The following is a 14,717-nucleotide window of genomic DNA, read 5'->3' on the forward strand; positions in this document are numbered from 1 at the left end:
GTGATTAATTAATTGTAAATTTGCACGCAATTATATCTTAATTGCAACATGACAGCACACAACAACAAAATTTTAGGAGAAGGTTTAACGTATGACGACGTTTTATTAGTACCCGCTTTTTCAGATGTACTTCCAAGAGAAGTAAACATTCAAACAAAATTTACGAAAAACATAACTATTAATGTACCAATTGTATCTGCAGCAATGGATACAGTTACAGAATCTGCTTTGGCTATAGCTATGGCTAGAGAAGGTGGTATTGGTGTTTTACATAAAAACATGACTATCGAGCAACAAGCTCTTGAAGTTAGAAAAGTAAAACGTGCAGAAAGTGGTATGATTATAGATCCAGTTACACTTCCTTTAACTGCTGTTGTTTTAGATGCTAAAAAAAATATGAAAGAACATAGTATTGGCGGAATTCCAATTGTGGATAATGCTGGTACTTTAAAAGGAATTGTAACCAATAGAGATTTGCGTTTTGAGCATGACAATCAAAGACCAATAGTAGAGGTTATGACAAGTGAAAACTTGGTAACAGCTGGTGTTGGAACATCTTTAAAAGACGCAGAAATAATTCTTCAAAAAAATAAAATTGAAAAACTTTTAATTGTTGATGAAAATTATAAATTAAAAGGTTTAATCACATTTAGAGACATTACAAAAGTTACCCAAAAACCAATTGCAAATAAAGATTCTTATGGTAGATTGCGTGTAGCAGCTGCTTTAGGGGTTACTGGTGATGCTGTAGAAAGAGCTGAAGCTTTAGTAAATGCAGGTGTAGACGCTGTTATTATTGATACTGCACATGGACATACAAAAGGTGTTGTCGCCGTTTTAAAAAGTGTAAAAGATAAGTTTCCAGATTTAGATGTTGTAGTTGGAAACATTGCTACTGCAGAAGCTGCAAAATATTTGGTTGAAGCTGGTGCAGATGCTGTAAAAGTTGGTATTGGTCCAGGTTCTATTTGTACTACAAGAGTTGTGGCTGGTGTTGGTTTTCCTCAGTTTTCTGCAGTTTTAGAAGTTGCAGCAGCTATAAAAGGTAGTGGAGTTCCTGTAATTGCAGATGGTGGAATACGTTATACAGGTGATATACCTAAAGCATTGGCAGCAGGAGCAGATTCTGTGATGTTAGGTTCTTTATTGGCAGGTACAAAAGAATCTCCAGGAGAAACAATTATTTACGAAGGAAGAAAATTCAAATCTTATAGAGGAATGGGTTCTGTTGAAGCTATGAAGCAAGGTTCAAAAGATCGTTATTTTCAAGATGTTGAAGATGATATTAAAAAATTAGTGCCTGAAGGTATTGTTGGTAGAGTACCTTACAAAGGTGAACTAGCTGAAAGTATTCATCAATTTATTGGTGGTTTAAGAGCTGGAATGGGCTATTGTGGAGCAAAAGACATAGAAACAATTAAAGAAAATGGAAAGTTTGTAAGAATTACTGCAAGTGGAATAAATGAAAGTCACCCACATGATGTAGCTATTACCAAAGAAGCTCCAAATTATAGTAGAAGATAATTTTTTGTTTTACAAACAATTTTAAAAAACAAAACCCCATTTTTTATAAAAAAATGGGGATTCATATTTTTTTTAATTTTTTATTTGTCAGTTTGTTTAACAGTAATTCCTAATTTTTTTATAACTAGATCTGTAATATCAAATCTTTCATCAATATAAGCAAATTGATTTCCTGTACTTGTTAAAATTTGCGTATAACCATTTGCCTTAGAAACTTCTGAAATGGCATCGTTTAATTTTTTATAAAGCGGTCGCATTAATTCGTCTGTTTTTAATTGCATTAATGTGTTTCCGTTTTTTTGATATTTTTGAATATCTTTTTCAAGTCCCATTAACTCTTCCTGAAAAACCTTTTTCATTAAATCGCTTAAACCTTTCTCTTTTACCTTGTAGTCTTCTAATTTTAACTTGTATTCGTCAACTTTTATACTAAAAGAAGAGTCTAGTTTTTTACCATATTGTTTTTGCATATTTACAACAGTTACGGCTTCTGGCATTATGCTTAAAATATAATCACTGTCTATAGTACCAACTTTAGTTTGTGCAGTTGTTATAATGCTTGAAAAAGCAATAAGTAAAGTTATTATTTTAAATTTCATGTTTTTATTTTTGTTTGGCAAAGATATAAAAGCGAGTGGGTTAGCCAAATATCAATAACATAAAAAAAGTTAAATTTTATTTTAAGAGTTTATACCTAACTCTTCTAACTTTTTAATGTCAGATTCGTTTGCAATTTCTCTCTTAGCGTCTGTAAGCAATAAGTTTATTTCAGAATCTATACTATTTTTATACTCAGTTTTAATTGCATTGGTTTTTAAGTTTTTTAATAATGCCAGTAATTTTCTTACAATAATTATATCGTGAGCACAGTAAATTCTTAAAGGTGCCATTACATTGTATAAAAGGTCATTAAAGTTAATGGAATTTAACACTAATAAAATTTCATTATCTTCTTCAACCAAATCTATATCTTGTTTTTGAACTCTCAAAATAAGTAATTGAGATAAATAATCTATAGCGTTAATAGCTGTTCCTGGATCATTAATACCAGGTGACATAGATTTTACAGCAACTTCTGTAATTTGTTTAAAGGCAAGTAAATAATTATTGTCAATTAATTCACCTTTAGAAAAATTAAAGTTTGTGTAAATTCTTTCTATAATGTTTTCATCTACTTTTTTATCAATCTTAAAAAGAATATCACTTTCATTGCAATAAGCACCTTTATTGGAAACTATTTCAATTTTAATATTATTTTCTTTGGATAACTTTAATAAAGTTTTTGTAGAAATTGTATTGAAATAACCAGAACATTTTGCGTTGTAAGATGTCCAATTTTCGGTATCTGGTTTTGTGGCATTAATTTTCTTTTCTTTTTCGATAATTTTTTTCAGTTTATTTTCTGAAGAAGTAAAAATGGACAATAAAATATTATTTATTTGAATTTCTTGAGAAATTGAATGAATAAAATAAATAAAAGCTGCTAAAGAGTACACCATAAAAATGATGGATATTAATACAGAAAAACCAGGTAATTGATATTTTTTTCCAGAGGGTTCAATAAAAACCAGTATAAAAATGCAATAAATGATGGTAAATAAATACACACCTAAAATAATTTGGTGCCTTCTATTTGAAATTAAACCAGGTAAAAGTCTTGGAGAAAAATTACTTGAAGCTTGGTTTAATAAAATCATTACCATGGAAAAACTGAACACCATGATAGATATTAAACCCGCAATAAAAGTGGTTAAAATAACTCTTGCTGTTTCTGTATTGTTTATTACTAGTTCAGGAAGAAAATCGAGAATGTATTTAGAAATACCACGATTTTCTAAAAACATCATTATGTATGCAAATAGAGCTCCACCAATACCCATTATTGCAGGGAAAAAGGCAATTTTATTTTTTAAGTTGTATACTTTATGAAATAGGTTTAAAAATTTATCTCTCATTAATTATTTATCTTTTTCATTATTTCTGAAATAATTTTTGTTGGTGGCGTTTTATAGTCAAACCAAGTGATTTGGTCATCTTTTTTAAACCAAGTTAACTGTCTTTTTGCAAATCGTCTGGTATTTTTTTTAATTTCTGAGATGGCAAATTCCTTCGTGAAACTTCCATCAAAATAAGAAAATAACTCTCTGTAACCAACCGTTTGAAGAGCATTTAGGTTTTTATGTTCATATAACTTTTTTGCTTCTTCTAATAAACCAGCATCCATCATTAAATCTACTCGTTTATTAATTCTGTCGTAAATAATTGCTCTATCTGCTTTCAAACCAATTTTTATAGGTATAAAGTTTCTTTCTTTTTTGGGTTTGTTTTTAAAAGTGGAGTAGGGCAAACTAGAACCAATACATACTTCTAAAGCTCTCATTAAACGATGCGGATTTTCAATTGCTATAGTATTATAGGTTTCTATATCTAATTCTTTTAATTTTTGTTGTAGAGGTTCAATTCCTTTTTCGGCAAGTTCTTTAGTTAGTTGTTCTCTTATTTTAATATCAACTTCAGGAAAATAGTCTAAACCTTTTAAAACGGCATCAACATACAAACCACTTCCGCCAACCATAATTTGTACTTTGTTAAGTTTAAAAAGTTCATTTAATTTAGTTAAAGCATCTCTTTCAAATTCACCTACATTATAATTATCAAAAATACTTCTATCTTGAATAAAATGGTGTTTTGCAGCAGCTAATTCATTTGTGTCTGGTACTGCTGTTCCTATTGTCATTTCTTTATAAAACTGTCTGGAATCACACGAAATTATATCTGTATTAAATGCTTTTGCAAGTTCTATACTCAAAGCTGTTTTACCAATAGCTGTTGGTCCTAAAATGGTAATTAAATAATTGGTAGCCATCGTTTTAATTAAGTTTGCTTCCGCAATTGTAACAAAATTGAGCTTTATCTTTGTGTTTTTCTGCAGCACAAGTTGGGCAAGTTTGTGTATTAATGTCTAAAGTTGTTTTTGTCATTTCTGAACTTACAATTCCAGTAGGAATTGCAATTATTCCATAACCTAAAATCATAATTACACTAGCAATTAACTGCCCTAAAGGTGTTTGCGGTGCAATATCACCAAAACCAACTGTAGTTAAAGTTACAATAGCCCAATAAACACTTGTAGGTATACTTGTATATCCATTTTCTTCACCCTCTATCATATACATTATAGTACCAAGAATGATACATATAATTACAATAAAAAAAATGAAAACAGCAATTTTGGCTTTACTAGCCTTAAGAGCTAATTTTAATTTGTTTGAAGCACCAATATACCTTCCTAATTTTAAAATTCTGAATACTCTTAATAACCTTAATGCTCTAAACGCAGCGAAATGATGTGATCCTACAAAAAATATGGAAAGGTATTTAGGTATTGTAGACAAAAAATCAATAACTCCATAAAAACTAAATATATATTTAAATGGTTTTTTTATAGATATTATTCTTAGAATGTATTCAATTGTAAATAAAATTGTAATTACCCATTCAGATATGTTTAAAAAATTATGATACTTATCATCAAAACTTTTTACACTTTCTAGCATTACTAAAATTATACTAGCTAAAATGGCAATTAATAAAATTACATCAAACAGTTTTCCTTCTTTGGTGTCTGCTTCATAAATAATTTCATGAATTTTTACTTTCCAATTGGTTTTTTTTGTCGGTTTATTCAATTTTTAAGTTGTTTTTCTATTACAATACTACAAATATTTAATGAGTTTAAAAATTTATTCTACTAATTTTCTTAGTATTTATAAGGGTTTGTAAAAAAAAATAAAAAAAAAGAACTTTTTTTAAAACCGTACTTCAAATCTTCTCGTAAGTATGTGTGAGATTCAATTAAAAATAACTAAAAACTCACACAATGAAAAAAAGTAAAATTTTATTAGGAACCGTTATTATCGCAATAATTGGTTTAATTACAGTTGCAGCAGATCATATTGATGCGCCAGCAGCACAAGGTACAACTGCAGACATTACAGATTTTTATGCTTTTCAAGGAGAGGATACTAACAACTTAGTGTTCGTTGCAAACGTTCAAGGTTTGTTAAGCCCTGGATCAACAGCAGCAGCACAATTTGATGAAAATGTTTTAGTAGAGTTTAATATTGACACTAATAATGACAATGTTGAAGATTTAGTAATACAAGCAATTCCAAGAGACAATACAATGTATTTCTTTGGTCCTTATGCTCCAGGTACAACAGGTTTGTCTAGTTCTATAAATGAAATGGCAACAAAATCAAGCGTACCAGTAACAACTTATGGAGTTCCAGCAGTAGTAGCTACTGAAAATGGAATGAAAATGTTTGCAGGACCAAGAGATGATCCTTTCTTTATGGATTTTGCTAGATACGGACAAATTATTGGTGGAACTGCACCTGGTTTTAACAATCCTGGTTCAGATACTTTTAAAGGTACAAACGTATTATCTATAGTTGTTGAAGTGCCAAAATCAGAAATTGGTGGTTCAGGTACGATTAATACTTGGGTAGAAACAAAAGTGAAGCAATAATATAACTAACTAAAAAAATAGAATATCATGAAAATTAATTTTATAAAATATACAGCAATTTTAGCCATAACCTCTTTAATTATGGTTGGATGTTCAAACAACGACAATAATGAACCTACACCAATACCAGTAGATTTTTCAGGAACATTCATGCAAAAAGATCAAATGGGTAGGCCAGCAGTAAATACTGTTTTTGTATCTGCAAGTAGTAAAGATGAATTTAACGTAACAGTACCTTCAGAACAAAATGCAAAATTTCAATCTATGTTTGAAACAAACTTAAAAGCCTTAAGTCCTGCTTTTGCAAATCCTGGAGATAAAAATGCTTTAGGTTTAGATGCAGCTGCTTTTACAGGTTTATTAGCAACAGACGTTTTAAATGTTTCTTTAGATGGTAAAACTACTTTCTTTGATGGAACAAATGTTTTAACAGGAAGAGCATTAGCAGATGATGTAATTACTGTAGAGCTATTATTAATATTTGGAGGTGAAGATTTTTCAGAAAATCCTACTTTATCAGATGATAACGTAAGTGCAAATGATAAGCCTTTCTTAACAAGCTTTCCTTATTTAGCTTCTCCTTGGTAGAGAAGTATTTAAAACTGGTGCATTTTCGGGGGAACTTGTGCCAGTTGTTTAAAATATTTTTTGAACCCCCTAATTTATTCAAAAAGTTCCCCCTTAAAATAAAAAAGTAAAGTGCCCCTAACTCTTTAACTTTTTTTTCCCTAACAATCCCCTAAACCCCTAAACACTATCTGGCGTACATATCCCTATAAAGTACGCCAGTTATTTTAATCAATAAAAAATACAAACAATGAAATATATCCAACTAATTTTATTATTTGTAACTTTTTCACTAGCAATTAGTTGCAATAACAAAACAGACAATAAAATAACAAACCCAAAAGATTATAACGCATATTTAAATATTGATAAAAATATTTCTTTAAACAACTCTTTATCTGAATATAGTTTTTGGGAAAACAAATTAATAGAAACACCAAATCAGTATCCATACAATGCAAAATTGGCTACTGCAAATTCAACAATTTTTCAGTTAACAGGTAATATTAAGGCTTTAAAAGAAGCAGAACAAAACTTAATAATTGCAAATGAAAAAGTAAATTACACCAATGCTGGTTATTTAAGAAGTTTAGCAAGAAATTACATTTCACAACATCGTTTTAAAGAAGCTTTATCATTATTAAAGAAAGCAGAAGAAAATGGAGAAAAACTACAACTAACTCAATTTATGTTAATAGATGTAAATTTAGAACTAGGAAATTTACAAGCTGTAGAAAACTATTTAACTGAAGTAAAAAACTTTAAAAGTTTCGATTATTTAATTAGACTTTCTAAATACAATGATCATTTAGGAAACTTAGATAAAGCTATACAATATTTAGAAGCTTCATTAGAAATTGCTAAGTCATCAAAAAACGAAAGTTTACTACAATGGAATTACACAAATTTGGCAGATTATTATGGTCATGCTGGTAGAATTCAAGATTCTTACAATGCATATTTAAAGTCGTTAGAATTAAATCCTAATGATAGTTATGCAAAAAAAGGAATTGCTTGGATAGTTTATTCTTATGAAAGAAATCCAGAAGAAGCCTTAAGAATTTTAGATGCTGTGACTAAAGAAAATGCAGCTCCAGACTATCATTTACTAAAAGCAGAAATTGCAGAATTTACTCGAAATACAGAAGTAAAAAACAAGCAAATTGATTTGTATTTGGCAAAAGTAAAAGATACCAATTACGGAGTTATGTATCATAAATACGATGTTTTATTATACGCAGAAGATGCTAGCAAATTTCAAAAAGCATTAGAAATAGCACAACAAGAAGTTAATGAAAGACCAACAGCGCAATCTTACGATTTGCTAGCTTGGTCATTATACAAAAGTGGTGAAAAAGAAAAAGCTTTAAAAATTTCTGAAAACCACGTAATAAACAAAACATTTGAGCCTGAAGCTATGTTACATACCGCTTATATTTTAAAAGCTAATGGTAGAGTAGAAGAGGCCTCAGAAATAAAAAAAGAACTTCTTGGAGCTGTTTATGAATTAGGTCCTTTAGTTGAAAAAGAACTTAAGAGTATATAAATTCGCAAAAACTAAAAATTAAGAAATGAAAAATCAATTAATCATATTCTTTTCAATTGTTTTTTGTGTAAAAACTTTTAGTCAACAATTGAAAGGTAGAGTTTTAGATGCGTTTAATGATCCTATCGAAAATGCATACATATACAATTCTAGTTCTAACTCACATACACATACAGATTTAAATGGAAACTTCACTTTAAGTGATACACAAGTAGGAAATACAATACAAGTAGGAATTTTAGGATTCGAAAAACAAGAAATAATTCTTACAACAGAAAGTTTTAATAATTTAATAATTCAGTTAAAAACTAAAATTTTTCAATTAGAAGAATTGGTTTTAGGAAAAGAAATAAACGCTTTACAAACCATAACTAAGGTAGATTTGCAAGTGAATCCTGTAAACTCTTCACAAGAAATTCTTAGAAAAGTTCCAGGACTTTTTATTGGACAACATGCAGGAGGTGGAAAAGCAGAACAAATTTTTTTAAGAGGTTTTGATATAGACCATGGTACAGATGTAACACTTTCAGTAGATGGAATGCCAATAAACATGGTTTCGCACGCACATGGTCAAGGATATAGTGATTTGCATTTTGTAATTCCAGAAACTATAAGAAACATCAACTTTGGTAAAGGACCTTATTATGCAAATCAAGGTGATTTTAACACAGCTGGTTATGTAGATTTTTCTACAAAAACTTCAATTCAAAAAAATTCGGTTTCTTTTGAAGCAGGACAATTCAACTCTCAAAGAATGTTAGGAATGTTCAATCTTTTAGATACTCAAAAAAATCAGAATGCTTATGTTGCTATAGAATATATTGCAACAGATGGTCCTTTTGAATCTCCACAAAACTTTAATAGATTAAATGTTTTTGGAAAATACAGTGCCTTTTTAAAAGGAAAAGATAGACTAACCTTAACAGCTTCACATTTTACAAGTAGTTGGGATGCTTCAGGACAAATACCTGAAAGAGAAGTAAATAATGGAAACATTACAAGATTTGGAGCAATTGATGATACTGAAGGAGGTTTTACCTCTAGAACAAATTTTAACGTACAGTTTAATAAAACATTAACGGATGAATCAATTTTTAAGACAAACGTTTTTTACTCAAAATATAATTTTGAATTGTATTCTAATTTTACATTTTTTTTAGAAGATCCAGTAAATGGCGATCAAATTAAACAATTTGAAAACAGAGATGTTTTTGGAGCAAGCGCACAAATTATTTCAAATAAAAAGTTTGGAGATGTAGAAGCAAAATTTACCAAAGGTGCTGGCTTACGTTACGATTTAATTAACGATGTTGAACTTTCAAGAACAAAAAATAGAAAAGAAATTTTAGAAAGAATTCAATTAGGAGATGTAAGACAAACCAATATGTATGCGTTTTTTAATTCAGAATTTGAAATTGGAAAATTTAAAATTTCACCAGCAGTTCGTTTAGATTATTTTAAGTTCGTTTACAATGACGATTTAAATCCTACCTACGAAACACTTACGAAAACGAAAGCAATTATAAATCCAAAATTAAATTTTTTATATACTCAAAAAGATAATTTACAGTGGTTTTTAAAATCAGGTATTGGTTTTCACTCTAATGATACTAGAGTTGTTTTACAACAAAATGCCGATAAAGTTTTACCAAGAGCTTATGGAGTAGATTTTGGTAACATTTGGAAACCAACACCAAATTTAGTTCTAAATACAGCAGCTTGGTACTTGTTTTCTGAAGAAGAGTTTGTTTATGTTGGTGATGCAGGTATTGTAGAGCCTTCAGGAAAATCAGAACGTTTTGGGTTAGATTTAGGTTTACGTTATCAATTTACAGATTGGTTGTATTTTGATACAGACGCTACATTAACAAAAGCAAGAAGTTTAGAAAATATTGCTGGAGAAGATTACATTCCACTAGCACCAGACTTTACAATGGCTGGAGGTTTATCTTTTACAGATTTAGGAAAATTTTCAGGAGGCTTTCGTTACAGATATTTAGGTGATAGACCTGCAAATGAAGACAATAGTATTGTAGCAGAAGGTTATTTTGTAGCAGATTTTAATATCAATTACAAAATGAAAGCAATTACATTAGGTTTAGCAATTGAAAATATTTTTGACGTTGATTGGAATGAAACGCAATTTGCAACAGAATCTAGGTTACAAAATGAAGCCAATTCTGTAGAAGAAATTCATTTTACACCAGGAACACCGTTTTTTGCAAAAGCATCAATCATATATCAATTTTAAAATATAAACGATTTTAACCATGTTTGTTTGGTTAATTTTAGTTGGATGAAGTGTCTATCACAGCAATGTGGTAGGCATTTTTTATTTTTACATTTTTTGATGCTCAATCCATTTTTTGGTGGGTTTTAACCAAGCATCTATAGGATTGTACAAAAACCCATGACCTAAATTTGTTTTTAAGGCTATTTGCTCAAACTTAGTAGTAAAATTTTCTCTGTTTTTCCAATAGTTATAGTGTTTACCTGCAATTGTATCTGAAACTTCATAAATACAAAGTACTTGCCCGTGAAACTTCCAATTCCTATTATTTTCTTGATAATCATTGTTACCAGCAAGTAAAACATAATTGATATGGTTTTTATTAATGCTTGCAACATAGCTCGCAATTATTGCCCCTTTTGAGGCTCCTATAACAGTTATATTGGTTGATTTTATACCTTTTTCTACAAGACTATCAATTTGTTTAGATACTTTTTTAGCGTATTGTAAATGATCTACATTAGTATTTCTTATCATTGCTATAACACTATCATTTTTATTGCTTAAAGCCTTTATAATACTGTTAAATTCATATTTTCCATACACATTACTTACAGCATTTTTTCCTTGGATTTCAATAATTCGTCCATGTAAATAATAAATATATTTTTTTTGATTTTGTGCACTACTTTTTAAGAACGAAAATGATGTAAGTAGTGTAAGTATGAATAAACGTTTTAATATCATTAACTTATATTTAAATTTAAATAACGTGGTTATTTTTTTAAAATCAAAATATCGCAAAAAAAACCTCACTTTTTAGTGAGGTTTTTTATATATAATTTATGTAAATTTTTATGGAGCTGCTGGAACTGCACCTAATGTATACAGTTGCTCAAGTGTTGGTGATTCTGCACCACCTTCATCCTCTAAAGTAATTCCAAATGCTTCTGAGTTATTTGCATTTTCTATGGTGAAAATTTTATTATTGTCAGCCATAAAAGTATCTATAGTACCTAAACTTGTTGGTGTTAAAGGAGTTAGCTTTAATGACCAAACTTGGTAAACTTTTCCTTTTGGTGGAGCTGGTAAACCTTTAGCATCTAAATAAATATTATTAGTTTTCTTGTCCCAATAAACTTTTGCATAAGATTCTGGTGAAACTGCTTGACCAGAAAGAGGAACAGATACAATATCTTTATCTCTAAATATGGTAATTAATTTTTCTGCTTCCGCTAAATTGTTTGAAGCTTTATCTATTTGTTCTTCTAATTGTTGTTTTTCTGTAGCAACTTGATCTTTCAATTTATTATTTTGAGAAATAGACCAAACTAATGCGCTACCAATTAGTATTGATGCTGCCCAACCAGTATATTGTATCCAATTATTTTTTGGTTTGGAAATTGAAACTACTTTTGTTACATCACCATCAACTTTTTTCTTTATTGTTGTAAATAAGTAAGTACTATCAGTTTTTGAGGCTGCTGCAGTTAATTTTACAATAGCATTTTCTATAGATAATACTTCTGTTAACAATTCAGGGTTTTGTTGAATTGCAGCATGCACTTCTTCATTCTCTTTTTCAGAGAGTGAACCTGCAACATACAGTTCTAAAATTCCAGATGTTATGTATTTTTTTATATCCATTTTTTAAACTCCAAGCATAGTACGTAATTCGCCTATACAATTTCTGTTTCGTGTTTTAACTGTGCCAAGTGGCATATCTAATTCTTCTGATGCTTCTTTTTGGGTAAATCCTTTAAAATAAAGTAATTCTATTACTTTTTTACATTTATCACCTAATTTGGTAACAAACTCTTTAATACCAATTGCATCTGTAGAGTTATCTAAACTTTGACTGGTTTCTAATATATCTACGAAAAAATCTGAGTTAAGGTTTTGTTTAGACTGTTTAAATTTTTTAGATCGTGTATAATCGATAGCTGCATTTCGAGCTATATTTAAGATCCAGGTGAAAAAACGCCCTTTTTTTGAGGAGTAAGATTCTGAATTATTCCACGCTTTTATAAAAACATCTTGGGTAATTTCTTGTGCAACATCGTCATTTTTAACAATGTTATTTACAATTCCGGAAACACTATTACAATACATATTGTATAGTTTTTCATAGGCTTTAATATCCTTTTGTTGAAATTGTAAAACTAGTTGGTCTAAATTCATATATTTTTATTCTCTGCTAAAATATTAAATTTAATTGGTTAAAAAAGAAATATTTAAAGAAAAAAAAATCTCAAGAATAATTCTTGAGACTTTTTTAAAAATGAATGAATTTTATCTTTTTATAAATATAAAATCTCCACCTTCATCACCAGTTCTACTAATTGGTGCACATATAGGTCTTTGAATTTCATCTCCTCTTGTACAGTTTTATTACTGTTGTTAATAAACAGCAAATAAGTGAGCATAGTTTTTTTTTTTTTGAGTTTTAGTGTTACTCTACAAAGTTGAAGAAATAGCAAAAAAAAAAATACGTCATTTGAGGTATTTTAAGAATTCATAATGAGTAGGATTACAGTCGTACAATTTTTTGAACTTTATTTTTATTCAAATAATTTTTTATAATTGATTTGGATAACTCTTTATGTTCAATAGGGGTTAATACATTTTTTAAAACATTTATTTTGTTTTCTTGGTAAGCTAAATTAGTAAAACCATATCCAAAAACTTCTTTGTTTTCTATAAGAATCACTGCGTGTTCTTCAACCTCTCTTCCTTTGTCAAAGATTATAAAATTGTCGTTATTGAAGTCTAATAATAAAGGTTTTCTCTTTTTTTTGAAGTTATATTTTGGTGATAGTGTTTCTAACTCTAAATTGTATTTTAAATTAGTAAACAATTCATTACCAGTTTTTTCTGCAGAAATAGAATTAGCTCTGTCTTGTATTTTAATTGCTCTTTTGGTCTGTTTTAAGAATAACTTATTTACTTCTGTTTGAACATTTTTGCCACGACCAATATAAATTACTTTTCCTTCGGAATCGTGAACATAAAAAACGCCTTGTGTTTTAGGTGTACTATCTATTAACTTTTGAATTTTTTGTTTTTCAATTCTACGATCGTAATATTTTACTGATTTTTGAATTATGTTTTTATGTACGTCTTTTTCTAAAAGTAGTTTGAATAACTGCACAGTTGCTAAAGCGTCTCCAGAAGCTCTATGTCTATCAGTCATTGGAATTCCTAAAGATTTGGTTAGTTTTCCTAAACTATAAGATGGCTGATCTAAAATTAAAGCTTGACTTAACTCTACAGTACAAAGCGTATTTCTATTAAAATCATAGCCTAAACGTTCAAATTCTGTGCTTAAAATTCTGTAATCGAATGCTGTGTTGTGAGCAACCAAGGTACAATCTTTGGTTATTTCTATAATTCTTTTAGCTACTTCGTAAAATTTTGGTGCATTTCGTAACATGGCATTGTTAATACCTGTTAGTTTTACCACAAATTTCTGAATTTCTTTTTCAGGATTAACTAAGCTAATAAATTGGTCTATAACTGATTGTCCGTCATATTTATAGATGGCTATTTCAGTAATGCCTTCTTCATTAAACTTACCTCCAGTTGTTTCAATGTCTAGTATTGCGTACAAATTCTTTTTCTTAACGTGGAAATTTACTAATTTTAATTTCTACTGCCAAATATAGAACTTCCTACGCGAATCATTGTACTTCCATTTTCAATTGCTAGTTCGTAATCACCACTCATTCCCATAGATAGGATTTTTAGTTGGCAGTTTTCAGTTTCTATTTTTGTTTTTTGTGTATTAAAAAAGTTGTTTAATGCTGAAAATTCTTCATTTAATTGTTCTTGATTTTCTGTAAATGTTGCCATTCCCATAAAACCTACAATTTTTATATTTTTTAATTCACGTAACTTTTCTGATGCTATAATGGTTTCAATATCTTCAAAAGATAATCCGAATTTGGTTTCTTCTTTTGCGATTTTTGCTTGTAACAAACAATTGATAACCCTATCATGTTTTTTGGCTTGTTTGTTTATTTCTTTTAAGGTTGAAAATTTATCAATTCCATGAATTAAATCTACAAAATGTGCCATATATTTTACCTTATTACTTTGTAAATGTCCAATCATATGCCATTGAATATCTTTGGGTAAAACATCGAATTTTTCCACCATTTCTTGAATCTTATTCTCACCAAAAACACGCTGACCAGCATCGTAAGCTTCCTGTAAATCTGCAATTGGTTTGGTTTTAGAAACAGCAACTAAGGTTACGTTTTCTGGTAAATTCGATTTAATTTGATGTAAATTTTCTTTAATACTCATATTTATTTTTT

12 protein-coding genes and 2 pseudogenes are annotated in these 14,717 nt (G+C 29.1%); 5 read left to right on the forward strand and 9 right to left on the reverse strand.

From position 1 onward, the window contains the following. Nucleotides 1-48: 48 nt before the first annotated feature. The gene (guaB, locus tag FDT66_RS03630) at nt 49-1,524 is read left to right on the forward strand and encodes an IMP dehydrogenase (RefSeq protein WP_138534799.1); all 1,476 of its coding nucleotides are present in this window, start codon (nt 49-51) and stop codon (nt 1,522-1,524) included. Nucleotides 1,525-1,604: 80 nt separating this feature from the next. Here the strand turns inward: guaB and FDT66_RS03635 are convergent, their stop codons facing one another. The 4 genes from FDT66_RS03635 to FDT66_RS03650 all read right to left on the reverse strand — a co-directional run bounded on the left by FDT66_RS03635 (nt 1,605) and on the right by FDT66_RS03650 (nt 5,213). After that, the gene (locus FDT66_RS03635) at nt 1,605-2,123 is read right to left on the reverse strand and encodes an OmpH family outer membrane protein (protein WP_138534800.1); all 519 of its coding nucleotides are present in this window, start codon (nt 2,121-2,123) and stop codon (nt 1,605-1,607) included. Nucleotides 2,124-2,204: 81 nt separating this feature from the next. Next, on the reverse strand, nt 2,205-3,479 hold the full coding sequence (locus FDT66_RS03640) for a DUF2254 domain-containing protein (protein ID WP_138534801.1): 1,275 nt from the start codon (nt 3,477-3,479) through the stop codon (nt 2,205-2,207). Continuing rightward, nucleotides 3,479-4,390 carry a tRNA (adenosine(37)-N6)-dimethylallyltransferase MiaA gene (miaA, locus tag FDT66_RS03645; protein ID WP_138534802.1) on the reverse strand — a complete coding sequence of 304 codons (912 nt, stop codon included), beginning with the start codon at nt 4,388-4,390 and terminating at the stop codon, nt 3,479-3,481. The genes FDT66_RS03640 and miaA overlap by 1 nt, the downstream gene beginning before the upstream one ends. Nucleotides 4,391-4,394: 4 nt before the next feature. After that, nucleotides 4,395-5,213 carry an ion transporter gene (locus FDT66_RS03650; RefSeq protein WP_138534803.1) on the reverse strand — a complete coding sequence of 273 codons (819 nt, stop codon included), beginning with the start codon at nt 5,211-5,213 and terminating at the stop codon, nt 4,395-4,397. A gap of 191 nt (nt 5,214-5,404) precedes the next feature. On the opposite strand from FDT66_RS03650, the pseudogene FDT66_RS14260 reads away from it, so the two are divergent. The 4 genes and pseudogenes from FDT66_RS14260 to FDT66_RS03670 all read left to right on the forward strand — a co-directional run. Beyond that, nucleotides 5,405-5,677, forward strand: a pseudogene (locus FDT66_RS14260) (DUF4331 family protein); the annotation flags it as partial. A 93-nt stretch (nt 5,678-5,770) separates the two neighbouring features. Then, a pseudogene (locus FDT66_RS14155) lies at nt 5,771-6,643 on the forward strand (DUF4331 family protein). 229 nt (nt 6,644-6,872) lie between these two features. Beyond that, entirely contained in the window at nt 6,873-8,168 is a 1,296-nt protein-coding gene (locus FDT66_RS03665; RefSeq protein WP_138534806.1) for a tetratricopeptide repeat protein, read from the forward strand. Nucleotides 8,169-8,193: 25 nt separating this feature from the next. Further along, nucleotides 8,194-10,419, forward strand: coding sequence for a TonB-dependent receptor (locus tag FDT66_RS03670; RefSeq protein WP_138534807.1), 2,226 nt, complete (start codon nt 8,194-8,196; stop codon nt 10,417-10,419). An 87-nt stretch (nt 10,420-10,506) separates the two neighbouring features. Here the strand turns inward: FDT66_RS03670 and FDT66_RS03675 are convergent, their stop codons facing one another. From FDT66_RS03675 to FDT66_RS03695, 5 genes are all read right to left on the reverse strand, one after another. Next, nucleotides 10,507-11,145, reverse strand: a complete 639-nt coding sequence (locus tag FDT66_RS03675) for a hypothetical protein (RefSeq protein ID WP_138534808.1) — start codon at nt 11,143-11,145, stop codon at nt 10,507-10,509. Between the two features lie 108 nt (nt 11,146-11,253). Further along, complete coding sequence (locus FDT66_RS03680; protein ID WP_138534809.1) at nt 11,254-12,045, reverse strand: anti-sigma factor; 792 nt, start codon at nt 12,043-12,045, stop codon at nt 11,254-11,256. Nucleotides 12,046-12,048: 3 nt separating this feature from the next. Continuing rightward, the gene (locus tag FDT66_RS03685) at nt 12,049-12,579 is read right to left on the reverse strand and encodes an RNA polymerase sigma factor (RefSeq protein WP_138534810.1); all 531 of its coding nucleotides are present in this window, start codon (nt 12,577-12,579) and stop codon (nt 12,049-12,051) included. A gap of 349 nt (nt 12,580-12,928) precedes the next feature. Then, complete coding sequence (locus FDT66_RS03690; RefSeq protein ID WP_138534811.1) at nt 12,929-14,008, reverse strand: exonuclease domain-containing protein; 1,080 nt, start codon at nt 14,006-14,008, stop codon at nt 12,929-12,931. A gap of 32 nt (nt 14,009-14,040) precedes the next feature. Beyond that, nucleotides 14,041-14,706 (reverse strand): YggS family pyridoxal phosphate-dependent enzyme, encoded by a 666-nt coding sequence (locus tag FDT66_RS03695; protein WP_138534812.1) that lies wholly within the window; start codon nt 14,704-14,706, stop codon nt 14,041-14,043. Nucleotides 14,707-14,717 lie beyond the last annotated feature (11 nt).

The sequence above is a fragment of the Polaribacter aestuariivivens genome (genome assembly GCF_005885675.1).
GTDB lineage: Bacteria > Bacteroidota > Bacteroidia > Flavobacteriales > Flavobacteriaceae > Polaribacter > Polaribacter aestuariivivens.

What these genes read in the sequence shown, in the direction of transcription:
- guaB (WP_138534799.1), top strand. Translation starts at nt 49, where the DNA reads ATGACAGCACACAACAACAAAATTTTAGGAGAAGGTTTAACGTATGAC.
- FDT66_RS03635 (WP_138534800.1), bottom strand. Translation starts at nt 2,123, where the DNA reads ATGAAATTTAAAATAATAACTTTACTTATTGCTTTTTCAAGCATTATA.
- FDT66_RS03640 (WP_138534801.1), bottom strand. Translation starts at nt 3,479, where the DNA reads ATGAGAGATAAATTTTTAAACCTATTTCATAAAGTATACAACTTAAAA.
- miaA (WP_138534802.1), bottom strand. Translation starts at nt 4,390, where the DNA reads ATGGCTACCAATTATTTAATTACCATTTTAGGACCAACAGCTATTGGT.
- FDT66_RS03665 (WP_138534806.1), top strand. Translation starts at nt 6,873, where the DNA reads ATGAAATATATCCAACTAATTTTATTATTTGTAACTTTTTCACTAGCA.
- FDT66_RS03670 (WP_138534807.1), top strand. Translation starts at nt 8,194, where the DNA reads ATGAAAAATCAATTAATCATATTCTTTTCAATTGTTTTTTGTGTAAAA.
- FDT66_RS03675 (WP_138534808.1), bottom strand. Translation starts at nt 11,145, where the DNA reads ATGATATTAAAACGTTTATTCATACTTACACTACTTACATCATTTTCG.
- FDT66_RS03680 (WP_138534809.1), bottom strand. Translation starts at nt 12,045, where the DNA reads ATGGATATAAAAAAATACATAACATCTGGAATTTTAGAACTGTATGTT.
- FDT66_RS03685 (WP_138534810.1), bottom strand. Translation starts at nt 12,579, where the DNA reads ATGAATTTAGACCAACTAGTTTTACAATTTCAACAAAAGGATATTAAA.
- FDT66_RS03695 (WP_138534812.1), bottom strand. Translation starts at nt 14,706, where the DNA reads ATGAGTATTAAAGAAAATTTACATCAAATTAAATCGAATTTACCAGAA.